This is a genomic window from Paraburkholderia sp. BR13444, from assembly GCF_040948755.1.
GTDB lineage: Bacteria > Pseudomonadota > Gammaproteobacteria > Burkholderiales > Burkholderiaceae > Paraburkholderia > Paraburkholderia youngii.
Genome location: NZ_JBFPKM010000002.1, coordinates 740791 through 758794 on the forward strand (window position 1 = coordinate 740791; position 18004 = coordinate 758794).

Consider the following 18004-nt stretch of genomic DNA (forward strand, 5'->3'; position numbering starts at 1 on the left):
GCTACCTGATGCCGTGTCGTGTCGCATAGGTTCGCGCGCTCATGGTGCCGCGGCCGTCACGGACAGTGACCATTGCGCGACGAGGTCGGGCAACTGCCGCATATCGTCGAATACATGACGCGCGCCCGCCGCGTGCAGACGCTCGATCTGCGCATCACTCGCATGACCGCCGCCGATAAACCCCAGCACCGCCATGCCCGCCGTGGCCGCCGCCGTGACACCCGTCACGCTGTCCTCGACGACGAGGCACGCGGCAGGCGCAAGCCCGAAGCCTTGCGCCGCCGCCAGATACACGTCCGGCGCGGGCTTCGGATTCGGCACCGCGTCGGCGCAGAACAACCGCTCGCCGAAGAACCGCTTCAGGCCCGTGCGCGCCAGCACCGTCTCGACGTACGGCCGGAAGCTATTGCTCGCGCAGCCTTTGACGAGCGGCACCTGGGTCAGCGCCATCTCGATGCCGTCGACCGCGGGCGCATCGATCGCCGCCGCTTCGACCGCGCGGCGGATTGCGTCGATATCGTCCGCGCCGAGCTGCTGGCCGAGCTGCGTCGCAGTGTCCTGCAGCACGCGCTCGATGCGCAGCCCGAGCAGCGGCAGCACGACCGGCTCGACGTCGACGCCGGGCCAGCGCGCCTCGAGTTCCCGCACCAGCATGCGCCCGGCCACCGCTTCGCTGTCGATCAGCACGCCGTCGCAATCGCAGATCAACGCATATCGCGCGACGCCCGGACCCGCCGTCGGGTCCGCCATCACTTGACCGCCCCGAACGTGAGGCCGCGCACCAGCTGCTTCTGCGACAGCCAGCCGACGATCAGGATCGGTGCGACCGCCAGCAACGAAGCGGCAGACAACTTCGCCCAGAACAATCCTTCAGGGCTCGAATAGGATGCGATGAACACGGTCAATGGCGCGGCGTTCGAGCTCGACAGGTTGATGCTCCAGAACGCCTCGTTCCACGCGAGAATCACGAGCAGCAGCGCGGTCGACGCGAGTCCGGGCAGCGCCATCGGCATCAGCAGATAGACGATCTCCTGCCATGTCGCCGCGCCGTCGATGCGCCCGGCTTCGAGAATGTCGCGCGGTATTTCGGCGAAGTACGTGAACGCCATCCAGACCGCGATTGGCAGATTGATCAGCGTGTAGACGATGATCAGACCCGACACCGTATCGAGCAGGCCGCTGTTTTTCCACAGCAGATAGATCGGCACCAGCACGCCGACCGACGGCATCATCTTCGTCGACAGCATCCACAGCAGCACCTTCTGCGTGCGGTGCGTCGGGAAGAACGCCATCGCGTACGCGCACGGCACCGCGAGGATCAGGCACAGCAGCGTGACGCCGACCGAGATCAGCACCGAGTTCAACGCGAACGCGAAGTAGTTGCTGCGCGCGAACACTTCGCGGAAGCTGTCGAGCGTCGGCATGAAAAACAGCGACGACGCGTAGGCCTGCTGCTCGGTCTTGAACGCGGTGATCGTCATCCAGAAGATCGGGAAGAACAGCAGCAACGCGACGAGCCACGCGATCACGCCGGGAATGCCGCGGCGAATCGTGTCGAATGGCGATTTGGTCGGCAACGCGACGGGTTGGGTCGTCGATGCAGCAGTAGAGGCAACGTGGCTCATTTTTCGTACTCCCCTTTCAGGTTCTTCGCGAGCATCCGCACGAGGAAGAACGACACGATGTTGGCCAGCACGACCGCGAGAATACCGCCCGCCGATGCGAGACCGACGTCGAACTGTTGCAGGCCGAGCGAGAAGATCAGATACGACAGCGTGGTGGTCGCGTTGCCGGGGCCGCCGCCCGTGGTCGTGTAGATCTCGGCGAAGATCGACAGCAGGAAAATCGTCTCCATCATCACGACGACCGCGATCGCGCGTCTCAGATGCGGCAGTGTGATGTAGAAGAACATCGAGAACGGACCCGCACCGTCGATCTTCGCGGCTTCCTTCTGCTCCTGGTCGAGCGACTGGATCGCCGTGAACAGGATCAGGAACGCGAACGGCAGCCACTGCCACGCGACGATCATGATCACCGCGGTCAGCGGATAGTCGGCGAACCAGTCGATCGGCTGCATGCCGAGCGCGCGCATGCCCTGCGCGACGAGGCCATACACCGGGTGCAGGATCATGTTCTTCCAGATCAGCGCGCTGACCGTCGGCATCACGAAGAACGGCCCGATCGCGAGCAGGCGCGCGATGCCCTGCCCGTAGAACTTGCGATCGAACAGGATCGCCATCAGCACCCCGCCGACCACGGTGATCACGAGCACCCACACGATCAGCTCGATCGTGTGCGCGATCGACGGGCCGAACGACGGATCGGTCGCGAGATAGCGGTAGTTGTCGAAACCGGCGAAACCGCGCAGATCGGGATTCAGCAGGTTGTAGTGCGAGAACGAGAACCAGATCGTCATCGCGAGCGGAATGACCATCCACAGCACGAGAACGCTGGCCGACGGCGCCACGAGCCAGCGGGCCGAATTGGCCTTACGCTCCTCGCGTTCTTTTTCTGTCTGGGGATGGGCGTGCATCAAAGGTAGGCGCAAAGGACGCATGATGGACCACCTGTTCGGTAATGCGCGGAGCGTTCGCCTGCGCCGCGTACGTGCTGCGGCGCAGGCGAACGGCCGCCCTGCTGCATGAGCCGCATCGATCGATGCGGCGGGCCTGCCGGGTTATTTCTGCGCAGTTACTTCTGCGCAGTTACTTCTGATAACCCGCCTGCTTGACCGCGCGATCCGCGGCCGCGTTGCCGGCCGCGAGCGCCTGGTCGACCGTCATCTGACCAGCGATCGCGCCGGAGACGCTCTGCCCGACCACCGTGCCGAACGACTGGAACTCGGGAATCCCGACGAACTGCACACCGGTGTAAGGGACCGGCTTCGAGGTCGGATGATCCGGGTCGGCGGTCTGGATCGCCTTCAGCACGAAGTCGCCGAATGGCGCGGCCTGCTTGTACTCGGGGCGCGCATAGGTGGACTGGCGCGTGCCCGGGGGCACCGAGGCCCAGCCTTCATCCTTCGCGACCATTTCGATGTAATCCTTCGAGGTGGCCCACTCGATGAACTTCTTCGCCGCATCTTGCTGTTTCGACGACTTCGGAATCGCGAGCGCCCACGCCCACAGCCAGTGCGAGCCCTTCGGCGTGACCGCGACCGGCGCCGCGGCGAAGCCGACCTTGTCGGCGATCTGCGACTGCTGCTTGTTGTACAGCATGCCGGCCGCGACCGTCGCATCGATCCACATCGCGCACTTGCCGGACGACATCAGCGTCAGGTTTTCGTTGAAGCCGTTCGAGCTCGCTCCCGGAGGACCGTCCTTCTTCAGCAGATCGACATAGAACGTCATCGCCTTCTTCCATTCCGGCGAGGTCAGCTGGGCGTTCCACTTCTCGTCGAACCAGCGGCCGCCGAAGGTGTTCACCACCGTCGTGCCATACGCCATGTTCTCGCCCCAGCCCGCCTTGCCGCGCAGGCAGATGCCATATTGCTCCTTGGACTTGTCGGTGAGCTTGTCGGCGAATTGCGCGATCTGGTCATAGGTCGGCTGGTCGGGCATCTTCAGGCCGGCCTTGTCGAACAGATCCTTGCGGTAATAGGTCATCGAGCTTTCGACGTAGAACGGCAGCGCGTACAGCTGGCCGTTCGCGGACAGGCCGTCGCGGGCCGTCTTGACGACGTCGTTCAGGTCGTAGTTCGCGGGCAGGTTCGTGATCGGCGCGAGCCAGCCGCGCTTGCCCCATTGCGGCGTTTCGTACGCGCCGATCGTCATCACGTCGAACTGGCCGCTGCCGGTCGTGATGTCGGTCGTCGCGCGCTGACGCAGCACGTTTTCCTCGAGGATCACCCAGTTCAGCTTGATGTCCGGATTCGCTTTTTCGAACGCCGGCGACAGCTTCTTCAGCTCGATCATGTCCGGATTGTTCAGTGTCGCGATCGTCACCGTCGCCGCCGATGCGCTCAGCGCGAAGCAGGTGGCCGCGCCGGCACCGGCCGCCTTCAGCGCGAATTTGAAAGCTGGTTTCATGGTTGTCTCCTTTCTCATACGTTATGTGATGCTGCGTTCGTTTGACGGAATGACGCGCCGCTCCGAGCAGCCAACGTGCCCGCTCCCTGCTCTTCGTTCAGCTCATCCAGTTGCCGCCGTCGACGTTCAGCGTCTGCGCGGTGATGTAGTCGGCATCGGCAGACGCGAGGAACAGCGCGGCGCCGGTCAGGTCGTCGGGCACGCCCATGCGGCCGAGCGGCACGGCCTCGCCGACGAGGCGCTTCTTCTCGCCGAGCGGCCGGTTCTCGTAGCGTGCGAACAGCGCGTCGACCTCGTTCCACATCGGCGTGTCGACGACGCCCGGCGCGATGCCGTTTACATTGATCTTATGCGGCGCGAGCGCGAGCGCCGCGGACTGCGTATAGCTCAACACCGCCGCCTTGGTCGCGCAGTAGTGCGACACGAGCGCCTCGCCGCGCCGGCCGGCCTGCGACGACATGTTGATGATCTTGCCGCCGCGGCCCTGCTCGACCATCTGCCGCGCGACCGCCTGCATCAGGAAGAACATGCCCTTCACGTTGACCGCGAACAGGCGGTCGAATACGTCCCAGGATTCGTCGAGGAGTGGGCGCATGTCGAACAGCGCCGCGTTATTGAACAGAATGTCGATCTGGCCGAAGCAGCCGAGCGTGCTCGTGACGATGCGCTCGATGTCCTCGCGGCGCCGGACGTCGGCACTGACGCTCAACACGCGCTCGCCGTAGGTGCCGCGCAGCGCGCCGCCGATGCTGTCGGTCGGCTTCACGTCGACCAGCACGCAGCGCGCGCCTTCGTCGAGATAGCGCAGGGCCACCGCTTCACCGATACCGCTGGCCGCGCCCGTCAGAATGGCGACCTTATCCTGCAATCGTGCCACTGCCTGTCTCCGGTTCGTTTTTTACAACCTCGCGCGTAGTGAGCGAACGCTCATCGCGCGATCATTTGCTCGGCTAGTGATCGAATGATCGGATACGGGCCGGGTCATGTCAAGGCACGCGGACGAATTTCGATGGTGCAGCGCGGCAGGCTTCCAATCCGCGAAGATGCGCGCTGCTGACAAGAAATCGCGATACGTTATATCATTTCGACCTCGTCGCCCGCCCGGGGGCGTCACGCCAGGAGATTCACACCGATGACTACCTCGCTCGCCGAACAGCACGCCATGCGCCTCGCGCATGCGGATGCGCACGCCGCGGCGCAGGGGCTCGCGCTGACGCCGCTGCGTCGCCAGGTGTATGCGGCGATCGTCGCAAGCGAGCGGCCGGTCGGCGCGTACGAGTTGCTCGACGCGCTCGCGCCCGAGCGCGGTCGCATGCCGCCGACCACCGTCTACCGCGCGCTCGACTTTCTCGTCGCGCATGGCTTCGTGCATCGGATCGAATCGAAGAACGCGTTCGTCGCTTGCTGCGAAATCGGCGTGCCGCATCGCAGCCAGTTCCTGATGTGCGACGGCTGCGGCGCGACCGTCGAGATTCCCGGCGACGAACTCGCCGACCGCCTGTCGCACAGTGCGCCCGCGCATGGCTTCGAGGTGCATCGCCAGGTGATCGAGTTGAGCGGCCTGTGCGGGCTATGTGCGCGAGCCGCGAAGCCTGGCGGCGGCGCAGCGGGCGCTTCGTCGTAATCAGACGCGCGGCGCCGCGCTGTATTTGGCCTTGCCACCCCGAGTAACTCATTCAAACTCTCAAGCAGCAGGAAACAACGATGAAAACGATCCGCTTGATGTTGTCCCGAGCGCAGCGCGCGCTGAAGGGTTCGATGTCTGTACGCACCCATCTGCGCACGTGTCTGCTCGCGCTCGCGGCGCTCGGCTTCGGCCATGGCGCGTTCGCCGCCGACGCGAAGATTTCGGTCGTCGCCGCGGAGAATTTTTATGGCGATGTGGTGCGGCAACTCGGCGGCGATCGTGTCGACGTGACCAGCATCCTCAACAACCCGAACCAGGACCCGCATCTGTTCGAAGCGAGCCCGGCCACCGCGCGCGCGTTGCAGCACGCGAGCCTCATCGTATACAGCGGCGCCGACTACGATCCGTGGATGGGCAAGCTGCTGGCCGCGTCGAAAGGCGCGCAGCGCACCGTGATCGTCGCGGCCGATCTGGTGGGCAAAAAAGGTGGGGACAATCCGCACCTGTGGTACGACCCGGCGACGATGCCCAAAGTCGCGCGCGCGGTCAGCGACGCGCTCAGCGCTTCTGACCCGGCGCACAAGTCGGCGTACGATGCGAACCTCGCGAAGTTTCTCGATTCGCTGAAGCCGATCGACGCGAAGGTAGCCGAGCTGCATGGCCGCTATGCGGGCCTGCCGGTCACGGCGACCGAGCCGGTGTTCGGCTATATGTCGGACGCGATCGGCCTGAATATGCGCAACCAGCGCTTCCAGCTCGCCGCGATGAACGATACCGAAGCGAGCGCGGCCGATATCGCCGCGTTCGAACGCGATCTGCGCGAGCGGCGCGTGCGCGTGCTGATCTACAACAGCCAGGCCACCGAGGCGCTGACCCAACGCATGCTGAAGCTCGCGCAACAATCGAAGGTACCGACGGTGAGCGTCACCGAAACCCTGCCGGCCGGCAAGACCTATCAGACGTGGATGCTGACGCAGCTCGACGCGCTGCAGAAGGCGCTCGCGGCGGGTGATACAAACGGCCCGAACGGTGCGACCAACGCAAAAGGACAGACTCCATGACTCCGACTGGCCATCGAACGCCAGCAGGTGCGCCGGCATGCGCACCGACCGCGCGCGGCGACACGCCCGTGCTCGAACTCGACAACGTGACGCTCGATCTGGGCGGCCGCACGATCCTGCGCGACACCAGCTTCGACGTGAACCAGGGCGAGTTCATCGGTGTGCTCGGGCCGAACGGCGCGGGCAAGACGACGCTGATGCGCGCGGTACTCGGCCTCGTGCCCGCCGCGGCCGGCGCGATTCGCGTGCTCGGGCAGACGGTCGAGCGCGGCAACGCGTCGATCGGCTATATGCCGCAGACGCGCAGCGCGCTCGCCGGCCGCCGTGTGCGCGGCCGCGATTTCGTCGCGATGGCCGCCGATGGTCATCGCTGGGGCTTGCCGCATGCGGATGCGAAAACGCGCGGGGACGTCGATCGGGTGCTCGAACTCGTCGGTGGGACGAATCTCGCGAAGCGGCCGCTGTCGGAGTTGTCGGGCGGCGAACGGCAGCGGCTCCTGCTCGCGCAATGCCTGCTCGGTAATCCGAAACTGCTGCTGCTCGATGAGCCGTTGATCAGTCTCGATCCGCATCATCAGAAGAGCGTCGTCGAACTCGTGCGGCGCGTGCAGCGGGAGCTCGGCATCTCGGTGCTGTTCTCCGCGCATGAACTCAATCCGCTGCTGAACTCGATCGATCGCGTGCTGTATCTCGGCAGCGGCGTCGCGGCGCTCGGCACCGTCGACGAAGTGATCACGCGGCCGGTGTTGTCGCGTCTGTACGGCTCGCCGATCGACGTGATGCGCGTGAATGGCCGCATCTTCGTGATGTCGGGCGGCGTCGAAGTCGAGAAGCACGATCACGAGCACGAACACGACGAGGAAGGCGGACATACGCATTCGCACGGCTACCCGCATGATCACGGCCACGGTCATTCACACGGCCACTCACACAGTCACTCGAACCCGCACGAATCACGCGACGGACACAAGCACGATGTTTGAATACGATTTCATGGTGAACGCATTCGCGGCGTCGGGGATCGTCGCGGTGCTGGCCGGCGTGGTCGGCTATTTTCTGGTGATGCGTGGACAGACCTTCGCGGGCCACGCACTGTCGCATGTCGGCTTCACCGGCGCGACCGGCGCGGTGCTGATCGGCATCTCGCCGATCTGGGGGATGATCGGCTTCACGCTCGCGGCCGGTGTCGGCATGGGCGCGCTCGGCGAACGGCTCGCTGGCCGCGACGTCGCGATCGGCGTGATCCTTTCCTTGTCGCTCGGCTTCGGGCTGCTGTTTCTGCACTTTTTCACCGCGTATGCGACGCAGGTGACGGCGCTGCTGTTCGGCAACGTGCTCGGCGTCAATGCGTCGACGCTCGGGGTGCTTGCCGCGCTCGGGGTAGTGAGTCTCGGGGCGCTCGCGGCGATCATGCGGCCGCTGCTGTTCGCGTCGCTGCAACCGGAGCTGGCCGAAGCGAAGGGCGTGTCGCTGCGCCGCGTGTCGGTGCTGTTTCTCGCGATCGCCGCGCTGGCCGTTGCCGCCTGCACGCAGATCGTCGGCGTGCTGCTCGTGTTCACGCTGATGGTAGGCCCGGCCGCCGCCGCGCAGAACCTGAGCACGCGGCTGTCCACCGGTCTCGTGCTCGCGGCCGTCTTCGCACTCGCGCAGGCGTGGCTCGGCTTGTCGCTCGCGTTCTATACCGATTGGCCGACGAGCTTCTGGATCACGGTGCTATCGGCGATGGTGTATGGCGGGAGTCTGCTGAAGCGGCATTGAGCGGCGCTTTCGTAGATCACAGGAAAAAAACGGCGGCACATCACGTGCCGCCGTTTTCATTTAGCGCCGCGGTTTACGACGCTTTTCAGCCTAGCAACACCTTCGCGTGATGCGCGAGATGATCCTCGATGAACGTCGAAATGAAGTAGTAGCCGTGGTCGTAGCCTTCGTGACGATGCAACGTCAACGGCTGCCCCGCGGCCTTGCACGCCGCTTCGAACACGTCGGGATTCAGCTGCGTGGGCAGGAACTGATCCGCGAGTCCCTGATCGACGAGAATCCCTGCCGCGAACTTGCGCGTCGCGTGCGCGACCAGCTCGCTCGCGTCGTACTGCTTCCACGCTTCACGGTTCTCGCCGAGATAGCCGCTGAACGCCTTCTCGCCCCACGGACAACGCATCGGCGCCGCGATCGGCGCGAACGCCGACACCGACCGATAGATGTCCGGATTGCGCAGCGCGAGCACCAGCGCACCGTGCCCGCCCATCGAGTGACCGAAGATGCCGAGGCGCTCGCCATCGATCGGCAGGTTCGCAAGCGCCGTCTCGCGCAGCTCATCCCGCACGTATGAGTACATCCGGTAATTCCTGGACCACGGCTCCTCGGTGGCGTCCACATAAAAGCCCGCGCCGACGCCGAAGTCCCACGCATCGCTCTCGCCTGGCACGCCCGCGCCGCGCGGACTCGTGTCCGGCGCGATCAATGCGAGCCCATGCTGTGCCGCGAAGCGCTGCGCGCCGGCCTTGATCGGAAACGTTTCTTCCGTGCTGGTCAGTCCGGCCAGATAGAACAACGCCGGCACACGTCCCGCGTTCTCATGCAACGCCTGCGGCGGCAGATAGACCGAGAAGCGCATCGGCAGACCGATCGCGCGCGACTCGTGCCGGTAAAAGCGCTGCTCGCCGCCATGACAGGCGTGCGACGATAGTAGTTCGAGCATCGTGAGATTCCTCGCTTAGTAGAGCACGGCCGAGCGGATCGACTCGCCCTTCTTCATCAGATCAAAGCCCTCGTTGATACGCTCGAGCGGCAGACGGTGTGTGATGGAGTAGTCGGTATGGGAGATGCCGGTCGCCTTCACCTCGATCAGGACTTCACTGGCGCGCGGACCTTCGAGATCGACTTTCTCGATCGTCAACGGGGCGCCGGCTTTCCATGCGATTGCTGCTTTGCTCTTCATCGTCAATGCTCCTCCCAGTCCGTGAGTGCGTGAGTGCGTGAATGCGAAATGGGCATCGCGTGCCCGGCGACCACGTGGCGCACGAAAAGCGTAATGGTATTGCATAGCGCGCGAAGGCTGCGCCGCCGCTGCTACTGCGCTCCGCGCGGTGCCCCGCCACCGAACCACGGCTCGACCCGGCCGTACAGCTCGACGAAGCCCGCATACCGTTCAGCAAGGGCCGCATCACCTCGCGGACCCGCGACGCGCGTCGCGCCCGGCGCGAGCGCGGCGAGATCGCGCGTAAGCCAGTGGCCGCACGCGAGGCCGCCAAGGATCGCCGCGCCGCGCGGCGCCGCGTTCGGGCAATCGACCGCGTGCAGCTCGACGTCGAGCGCATCGGCGAGCAGTTGCCGCCAGCGTGCATCGACGGAGCCGCCGCCCGCGAGCTTGAGCGCCGTCACAGGTGCGCCGCTCGCGCGAATCGCGTCGAGCCCGGCACGCAACGAGAACGCCACGCCCTCGAACGCGGCGCGCATCATCGCCCCGCGCGTGTGCTCGAGCGATAAACCGAGCCAGCCGCCGCGCGCCTGCGGGTTCAGCCACGGCGTGCGCTCGCCGGTCAGGTACGGCAGGAAAGTCAGCGTCGACGCGGCGTGACCCGTTGCATCGGCGGCTGCATCAGCGGCATCGCCGAATGCGTCGCAGTAAGCCTGCGCCCACTCATACGACAGCCACCCGCGCACCCGCTCCAACGCGATGCCGACGTTCTGCATCGCCGCCATCCGGTACCAGTGATCGCTCGCCGCCCGATAGCGATGCAAACCCTTCAGCGGCGCCGGCTCGTCGTTCGCGAGCACGACGAGCTGTCCGCCGCTGCCGGTCGTCAGCAGCGCGTCGCCGTCCTGCGCGAGTCCGCTGCCGAGCGCCGCGCACGGTGTGTCCGCGGCGCCGGTCGCGAGCACGATACCGGCCCGCAAGCCGAGTGCCTGCGCGGCCTGCGGCGACAGCGCGCCCGACGCCGCATACGACGACGCCAGCGGCGCGAACCACTCGCGCGGAATCTCGAGCCGCTCCAGCAGTGCCGTGTCCCACGCGCCGGCGGGATCGGCGAGCGCGGTCGCGCACGCGTCGGACGCATCGGTTACGCACGCGCCGCCGAGCGCGACGCGCAGCCAGTCCTTCGGCTGCAACGCCCAGCGCGTGCGGCGCGCGGCCTCCGGTTCATGCAGCACGAGCCAGCGCAGCAGCGGACCGGCCATGCCGGGCGCGACCGGATTCGGTTGCGGCTCCGGCCACGCGTCGAGCACGGCGAGCGCGCGCGAGTCGGGCCACAGCATCGCGCGCCGCACCGCCGCGCCGCTTGCATCGAGCAGCACGACGCCGTGCATCTGACCGGAGAAGCCGATTGCGCGCACGCCATCGCGCAGCTCGCGCGGCAGGCCCGTCATCGCATCGACGAGCGCGTTCCACCACGTCTCGACGTCGATTTCGGCCCAACCCGCGTGCGGCGTAACGAGGGCATACGCGACGCTCGATACCGCCTGCTCGCGTCCATGTTCGTCGACGATTGCCGCTTTCAGGGAGCCGGTGCCGAGGTCGATGCCGAGAAAACTCATGAGCGCAAGGACGTTGGAATGACAGTGAGGAAGGAGCCAGCGAGGCTGGCGACGAGACATGCAAGCGAAGCAAATAAACCAGGCCGCCGCGACACCGCGAACGTTCGGCGAACGGGTCGAAAAACTCGCGGGAACAAGCCCATTCGCGGGTTAACCCCCTCGTGCGGCGAGCGTCGTCAAAACAGGACTATGCGTGAAGCGTGATACACGCCATTGATTCTCACACATATCCCCGCCGACGACGAAGCCGCGCCGCGCACGCAACGCACCGCCGGCAATCGCCGCCGCATAGGGCTTGCCGCCGCTGCGCTGCCGATCCGTCCCACGCGCGGCTTTGATTTGCCTTTCAAAATAGGCCTGTGCATATCGTCGCCGGGAATGCCGGAATAGCCACGTATGGTCTTGTTGCGACTTTTCGTCCCCGATACCTTGGAGTCATCCCAAAACGAGATGGTGGAGACAGACGATATGCAAGCGAACACGGTTCACCCGTGCGACGAGCGCCTACCGGCCGGCCAGTTGCTTACTCTCGGCATCCAGCACGTGCTGGTCATGTACGCTGGCGCGGTCGCGGTGCCGCTCATCATCGGCGCCGCGCTGAAGCTGCCGAAAGACCAGGTCGCCTTTCTGATCAGCGCCGATCTGTTTTCCTGCGGCATCGCCACGCTGATCCAGACGCTCGGACTGTGGATCTTCGGCATCCGCCTGCCGGTCATCATGGGCTGCACGTTCGCGGCCGTCGGCCCGATGGTCGCGATCGGCACCAATCCTTCGCTCGGCCTGCTCGACATCTTCGGCTCGACGATCGCGGCCGGCGTGATCGGTATCCTGCTCGCGCCCGCAGTCGGCAAGCTATTGCGCTTCTTCCCGCCGGTCGTGATCGGCGTCGTGATTTCGGTGATCGGTTTGTCGCTGATGGAAGTCGGGATCAACTGGGCGGCCGGCGGTGTCGGCAATCCCGAATACGGCAATCCGGTCTACCTCGGCCTGTCGTTGCTCGTGCTGACGCTGATCCTGCTGATCAACAAGTTTGCCAGGGGGTTCGTCGCCAATATCTCGGTGCTGCTCGGTATCGTCGCGGGCTTCGCTATCGCGCTGATGCTCGGCCGCGTCAACCTGGACGGCGTCATGCACGCGCCGTGGGTCGGCTTCGTGATGCCGTTCCACTTCGGTCTGCCGCGCTTCGATCCGCTATCGATCGCGACGATGGTCACCGTGATGTTCGTCACATTCATCGAATCGACCGGCATGTTCCTCGCGGTCGGCGACATGGTCGATCGTCCGGTCGATCAGAAAACGCTGGTGCGCGGCTTGCGCGTCGATGGTCTCGGCACGCTGATCGGCGGCATCTTCAACTCGTTCCCGCATACGTCGTTCTCGCAGAACGTCGGGCTGATCGGCGTGACCGGCGTGAAGAGCCGCTTCGTCTGCGCGATGGGCGGCGTGATCCTCGTGCTGCTCGGACTGTTTCCGAAGATGGCGCAGGTGGTCGCGTCGGTGCCGGCGTTCGTGCTCGGCGGCGCGGGCATCGTGATGTTCGGCATGGTCGCGGCGAACGGCATCAAGGTGCTGTCGCGAGTCGACTTCGTCAGGAATCAGCACAACCTGTTCATCGTCGCGGTCAGCATCGGGCTCGGCCTCGTGCCGGTGGTGTCGCCGCACTTCTTCGCGCAACTGCCGCCGGCGTTGTCGCCGCTGCTGCACAGCGGGATTCTGCTTGCGTCGGTGTCGGCGGTCGTGCTGAACCTGATCTTCAACGGCGTGAAGAGCGAGAAGAAGGCGAAGAGCGAGCTTCGCCGCGCCGGGCACGATCTCGACAATAGCGCGGGCAGCGAGCCGCAGGGCAACGAGATGCTGCGGGCGGTGGATCTGCATTGATCCCGTTGATGCATCGCTGATGCTTCACGCGGCACCGAGCGCCGCGCATAAACAGAAACGCCACGGCATGCCGTGGCGTTTCTGTTTTGCTTCAGCGTTTCATCAACCTGCCGGGCTCACCCCGCGGTCGCCGCCGATGCCGCGACCGGCGCGCTCGCCGCACCGTAGTCGACCGGCGCGTCGGCGGGACGCGGCTGGTCGCCGTTGTGCTCGATCCAGCCGCCGCCGAGCGCCTGATACAGCGTGACCAGGTTCTGCAGACGCTCCATGCGCGCGGTCACCAGCGCCTGCTGAGCCACGTACAGCGCGGTCTGCGCGGTCAGTACCGACAGATAGCTGTCGACACCGTTCTTGTAACGCAGGGTCGACAGATCCAGCCGGCGCTGCTCGGCCGCGACATCCCGCTCGAGCGCCGCGATCTGCTCGTCGTAGGTGCCGCGCGCGGCCAGTCCGTCCGCCACTTCACGGAAGGCCGTCTGGATCGCCTTTTCATACGTGGCGATCTGCACGTTCTTCTCGATGTTGGCGAGATCGAGATTGGCCATGTTCTGACCGCCCTCGAAGATCGGCAGCGTGATCGACGGCGCGAAACTCCATGCCGCCGAACCCGGCTTGAACAGGCCGCCGAGCGTGGGACTCAACGTGCCGGCGCTGCCCGTCAGCGTGACCTTAGGGAAGAACGCGGCGCGCGCCGCGCCGATGTTCGCGTTGGCCGCGAGCAGATTCTCCTCGGCTTCCATGATGTCCGGACGACGCGTCAGCAGATCGGACGGCAGGCCCGCCGGAATATCCGTGAGCAGATTCTGGTCGCTCAGCGGCAGGCCTGGCGACAGATCCGCCGGCAACGGCTCGCCGATCAGCAGCACCAGCGCGTTATCGGCCTGGGCCCGCAAACGCATCTGCGACTGCAGGTTCGCGCTCGCGGTCTCGACGACCGTTTGCGACTGGCGCAGATCGAGTTCCGATCCCGTGCCGTTGTCGAACTGCAGTTTGGTGATGCGATACGACTCCTGCGCCGTAACCAGCGTGTTCTGCGTGACCTTCAGCAGATCGTCCAGTTCGAGCACCGTCATGTACTGATTCGCCACCTGCGAGACCAGCGCGATTTCGGCGGCCTTGCGCGCCTGCGCGGTGCCGAGATACTTGGCCAATGCCTGATCCTTCAGACTCTGCACGCGCCCGAAAAAGTCGATTTCCCACGACGCGTTCAAGCCCACCGAATACGTGTTGGAGATCGTCACGCCGGTGAAAGTCAGGTCCTTCGGCGTGCGCGATCTGCTTTGCGAAGCCGCGGCGTTGAGCGTCGGGAACAGACCCGCGCGCACGATGCGGTACTGCGCCGCCGACGCCTGCATGTTCAGCACCGACACACGCAGATCGCGGTTGTTCTTCAGCGCGATTTCGATCAGCTGCTGCAGACGCGGATCGACGAAGAAGTTGCGCCAGCCGATGTCGGCGGCGGCCTGGCCGTTCGCGCTGCGCGCGCCCTGCGCGCCCGGCTGCTGGTCGTACACGCCGCCGGTCGGGAAGGTCGCCGTTACGGGCGCCGCGGGCCGCTGGTAATGCGGCGCCAGCGTGCAACCCGTGGCGAGCAGCGCGACTGCCACTGCAATCAAAGAGTGTTTTTGCATCTCAATGCCCATCCTTGCCCGAGCCATTGCCATTCGACCCGTCGGTCGTGCCACCCGTCGCGCCGCCTTGCGGATCGTGCGGATGGTGCTGTTCGTAGTGGCGCAGCGCCTCGTCCGGGTCTTCCTTCTCACCGCCGAACTTCGCGCGAATCACGACGAAGAACATCGGGATCATGAAGATCGCGAGGAAGGTCGCCGTCAACATGCCGCCGATCACGCCGGTACCGATCGCGTGCTGGCTGGCCGAACCCGCGCCGTTACTGATCGCGAGCGGCAGCACGCCGAGAATGAACGCGAGCGAGGTCATCAGAATTGGTCGCAACCGCAAACGCGCCGCTTCGAGCGCGGCCTCGATCGGCCCCATGCCTTCGCTCTGCTGCAGTTCTCGCGCGAATTCCACGATCAGAATCGCGTTCTTCGCCGACAGACCCACGGTGGTCAGCAGACCCACCTGGAAGAACACGTCGTTCTCGAGCCCGCGCAGCGTCGCGGCCAGCAGCGCGCCGATCACGCCGAGCGGCACCACCATGATCACCGAGAACGGGATCGACCAGCTTTCATACAGCGCCGCAAGACACAGGAACACGACGAGAATCGAGATGCCGTACAGGATCGGCGCCTGCGAGCCCGACTGACGCTCCTGCAGCGACAGACCCGTCCACTCGTAGCCGACACCCGCCGGCAGCTTGGTGACGATCTGCTCCATCGCCACCATCGCCTGACCGGTCGACTTGCCCGGCGCGGCCGCACCCTGGATTTCCACCGACGGGATACCGTTATAGCGCTCGAGCTTCGGCGAACCGAAGGTCCACGCGGTGTTCGTGAAGGCCGAGAACGGCACCATCGCGCCCGCGCCATTGCGCACGAACCAGGCATTCACGTCTTCCGGTTTCATCCGGAACGGCGCGTCGCCCTGCAGGTACACCTTCTTGATCCGGCCGTCGGTGTCGAGGAAGTTTTGCACGTACGCCGAGGCCCAGGCGATCGAGAACGTCTGGTCGATCGAGGAGAGCGACACGCCGAGCGCCGAAGCCTTCTCGTGGTCGATGTTCACCTTGAACTGCGGTGTATCGTTCAGGCCGTTCGGACGCACCTGCGCGAGCGTCGGATCTTTCGCCGCCAGACCGAGCAGCATGTTGCGCGCTTCCATCAGCTTCGCGTGACCGATGCCCCCGCGGTCCTGCAACTGGAAGTCGAAGCCCGCCGCGGTGCCGAGTTCAGGAATCGACGGGGGATTGACCGGATACACGACCGCGTTCTTGTAGCCGCTGAAGTGCATGAACAGCCGCCGCACCAGTGCCTGCACCTTCTGGTCCGCATGCTGACGCTGCGCGTAGTCCTTCATCCGCACGAACACCAGACCCGCGTTCTGGCCACGACCCGCGAAGCTGAAGCCGTTCACCGTGAAGGTCGATTCGACGATCGCCTTCTCGTCGGTCAGCAGGTAGTCCGACACGTCCTTCAGCGCGCGCGCGGTGGTTTCCTGCGTGGAACCCGACGGCGTTTGCACCAGCACGAACATCGTGCCCTGGTCTTCGTCAGGCAGGAACGACTTCGGCAGACGCACGAACAGCAGGCCCACCGCGAAGATCACCACCATATAGATGATGAGCCAGCGGCCCGAGCGCTTGATCACGTGGTGCACGCCCGAGTGATACTTGTCGCGGCTCCGGTTGAAGGTACGGTTGAACCAGCCGAAGAAGCCGGTAGCTTTTTCGTGATGACCCTTCGGAATCGGCTTCAGGATCGTCGCGCACAGCGCCGGCGTCAGAACCAACGCGACGAGCACGGACAGCACCATCGCCGCGACGATCGTCAGCGAGAACTGCCGGTAAATCGCCCCGACCGAACCGCCCGAGAACGCCACCGGCACGAACACCGCCGACAGCACGAGCGCCACGCCGACGAGCGCGCCGGTAATCTGGTCCATCGCCTTGCGGGTTGCCTCGCGAGGCGATAAGCCCTCCTCCTGCATCACCCGCTCGACGTTTTCCACCACCACGATCGCGTCGTCCACCAGCAAGCCGATCGCGAGCACGAGACCGAACATCGACAGCACGTTGATCGAGAAGCCGACCACGCTCATGATCGCGAACGTACCGAGTAGCACCACCGGCACCGCGATCGTCGGGATCAGCGTGGCGCGCAGGTTCTGCAGGAACAGGTACATGACGAGGAACACCAGCACGATACCTTCGAGCAGCGTCTTGACCACTTCCTCGATCGACAGGCGCACGAACGGCGTCGTGTCATACGGGTACTGCACCACCAGACCGTGCGGGAAGTACTTCGACAGTTCGGCGATCTTCGTGCGCACCGCCTTCGCGGTGGCGAGCGCGTTCGCGCCCGTGGCGAGCTGGATACCGAAGCCTGCCGTCGGCTGACCGTTGTACTTGGTGTCGAAGTTGTAGTTTTCGCCGCCGAGCTCGATGTGCGACACGTCGCGCAGACGCACCTGCGAGCCGTCCTGATTCACCTTCAGCAGAATGTTGCCGAACTGCTCGGGCGTATTGAGCAGCGTGGCCTGCGTAATCGTGGCCTGAAGCACCTGGCCCGGCACCGACGGCGTGCCGCCGAGCGCGCCACCCGCGACCTGCACGTTCTGCGCCTGCAGCGCGGCTTGGACATCGAGCGGCGTCAAGCTGAAGTTATTCAGCTTGTTGGCATCGAGCCAGACCCGCATCGCGTACTGCGAGCCGAACAGCGTCACCGTACCCACACCGTCGATACGGCTGATCGGATCCTGGATGTTCGACGCGACGTAGTTCGCGAGGTCGTACTTGTTCATGCTGCCGTCGGTCGACACGAACGCCATCACCAGCAGGAAACTGCTGCTCGACTTCGTGACCCGGGTGCCGAGCTGCTGCACCGCCTGCGGCAGCAGCGGCGTGGCGAGCTGCAGCTTGTTCTGCACCTGCACCTGCGCGATGTCAGGGTTGGTGCCGGCAGCGAACGTCAGCGTGATGGTGGCCGTGCCCGAGTCGTCCGAGGTCGACGCGAGGTACAGCAGGTGGTCCAGACCGCTCATCTGCTGCTCGATCACCTGCGTGACGGTGTTTTGCACCGTCTCCGCCGAAGCACCCGGATAGGTTGCGCTGATCTGGATGGCCGGCGGCGCGATGGTCGGGTATTGCGCGATCGGCAATGTGAACACCGACGCGAGACCCGCGAGCATCAGGATGATGGCGATCACCCATGCAAAAATCGGGCGATCAATAAAGAACTTTGCCATGAGGCGGGCTC

Annotated in this window: 14 protein-coding genes and 1 pseudogene; 5 read left to right on the forward strand and 10 right to left on the reverse strand. The window is 65.2% G+C overall.

Annotated elements, in window-relative coordinates:
• Window positions 1–39 precede the first annotated feature (39 nt).
• From AB3X95_RS07800 to AB3X95_RS07820, 5 genes are all read right to left on the reverse strand, one after another.
• The gene (locus AB3X95_RS07800) at window positions 40–750 is read right to left on the reverse strand and encodes an HAD family hydrolase (RefSeq protein WP_368621031.1); all 711 of its coding nucleotides are present in this window, start codon (window positions 748–750) and stop codon (window positions 40–42) included.
• Window positions 750–1625, reverse strand: a complete 876-nt coding sequence (locus AB3X95_RS07805) for a carbohydrate ABC transporter permease (protein ID WP_176121739.1) — start codon at window positions 1623–1625, stop codon at window positions 750–752. The genes AB3X95_RS07800 and AB3X95_RS07805 overlap by 1 nt, the downstream gene beginning before the upstream one ends.
• Window positions 1622–2557 (reverse strand): carbohydrate ABC transporter permease, encoded by a 936-nt coding sequence (locus tag AB3X95_RS07810; RefSeq protein ID WP_176121740.1) that lies wholly within the window; start codon window positions 2555–2557, stop codon window positions 1622–1624. Before AB3X95_RS07810 ends, AB3X95_RS07805 begins: the two co-directional genes overlap by 4 nt.
• A gap of 148 nt (window positions 2558–2705) precedes the next feature.
• Window positions 2706–4028, reverse strand: coding sequence for a sugar ABC transporter substrate-binding protein (locus AB3X95_RS07815; RefSeq protein WP_176365652.1), 1323 nt, complete (start codon window positions 4026–4028; stop codon window positions 2706–2708).
• 97 nt (window positions 4029–4125) lie between these two features.
• Window positions 4126–4905: an L-iditol 2-dehydrogenase gene (locus AB3X95_RS07820; RefSeq protein ID WP_176105164.1), complete on the reverse strand. Its 780-nt coding sequence runs from the start codon at window positions 4903–4905 to the stop codon at window positions 4126–4128.
• A gap of 255 nt (window positions 4906–5160) precedes the next feature.
• Here AB3X95_RS07820 and AB3X95_RS07825 point away from each other — a divergent pair, with 255 nt between their 5' ends.
• The 4 genes from AB3X95_RS07825 to AB3X95_RS07840 all read left to right on the forward strand — a co-directional run bounded on the left by AB3X95_RS07825 (window position 5161) and on the right by AB3X95_RS07840 (window position 8474).
• Window positions 5161–5652: a Fur family transcriptional regulator gene (locus AB3X95_RS07825; RefSeq protein ID WP_176384408.1), complete on the forward strand. Its 492-nt coding sequence runs from the start codon at window positions 5161–5163 to the stop codon at window positions 5650–5652.
• A gap of 80 nt (window positions 5653–5732) precedes the next feature.
• Window positions 5733–6716 carry a metal ABC transporter solute-binding protein gene (locus AB3X95_RS07830; RefSeq protein WP_184226422.1) on the forward strand — a complete coding sequence of 328 codons (984 nt, stop codon included), beginning with the start codon at window positions 5733–5735 and terminating at the stop codon, window positions 6714–6716.
• Window positions 6713–7699: an ABC transporter ATP-binding protein gene (locus AB3X95_RS07835; RefSeq protein WP_368621032.1), complete on the forward strand. Its 987-nt coding sequence runs from the start codon at window positions 6713–6715 to the stop codon at window positions 7697–7699. Before AB3X95_RS07830 ends, AB3X95_RS07835 begins: the two co-directional genes overlap by 4 nt.
• Window positions 7692–8474 (forward strand): metal ABC transporter permease, encoded by a 783-nt coding sequence (locus AB3X95_RS07840; RefSeq protein WP_176121745.1) that lies wholly within the window; start codon window positions 7692–7694, stop codon window positions 8472–8474. Before AB3X95_RS07835 ends, AB3X95_RS07840 begins: the two co-directional genes overlap by 8 nt.
• An 85-nt stretch (window positions 8475–8559) precedes the next feature.
• On the opposite strand, the gene fghA is transcribed toward AB3X95_RS07840, so the two are convergent.
• From fghA to AB3X95_RS07855, 3 genes and pseudogenes are all read right to left on the reverse strand, one after another.
• On the reverse strand, window positions 8560–9414 hold the full coding sequence (gene fghA, locus AB3X95_RS07845; protein ID WP_368592277.1) for an S-formylglutathione hydrolase: 855 nt from the start codon (window positions 9412–9414) through the stop codon (window positions 8560–8562).
• A gap of 108 nt (window positions 9415–9522) precedes the next feature.
• Window positions 9523–9654, reverse strand: a pseudogene (locus tag AB3X95_RS07850) (S-(hydroxymethyl)glutathione dehydrogenase); the annotation flags it as partial.
• A gap of 131 nt (window positions 9655–9785) precedes the next feature.
• Window positions 9786–11252, reverse strand: a complete 1467-nt coding sequence (locus tag AB3X95_RS07855) for a xylulokinase (RefSeq protein WP_368621033.1) — start codon at window positions 11250–11252, stop codon at window positions 9786–9788.
• A 468-nt stretch (window positions 11253–11720) separates the two neighbouring features.
• On the opposite strand from AB3X95_RS07855, the gene AB3X95_RS07860 reads away from it, so the two are divergent.
• Complete coding sequence (locus tag AB3X95_RS07860) at window positions 11721–13130, forward strand: nucleobase:cation symporter-2 family protein (protein ID WP_368621034.1); 1410 nt, start codon at window positions 11721–11723, stop codon at window positions 13128–13130.
• Between the two features lie 116 nt (window positions 13131–13246).
• On the opposite strand, the gene AB3X95_RS07865 is transcribed toward AB3X95_RS07860, so the two are convergent.
• On the reverse strand, window positions 13247–14761 hold the full coding sequence (locus AB3X95_RS07865) for an efflux transporter outer membrane subunit (RefSeq protein WP_368621035.1): 1515 nt from the start codon (window positions 14759–14761) through the stop codon (window positions 13247–13249).
• 1 nt (window position 14762) lies between these two features.
• Window positions 14763–17993, reverse strand: a complete 3231-nt coding sequence (locus AB3X95_RS07870) for an efflux RND transporter permease subunit (RefSeq protein ID WP_176121751.1) — start codon at window positions 17991–17993, stop codon at window positions 14763–14765.
• Window positions 17994–18004 lie beyond the last annotated feature (11 nt).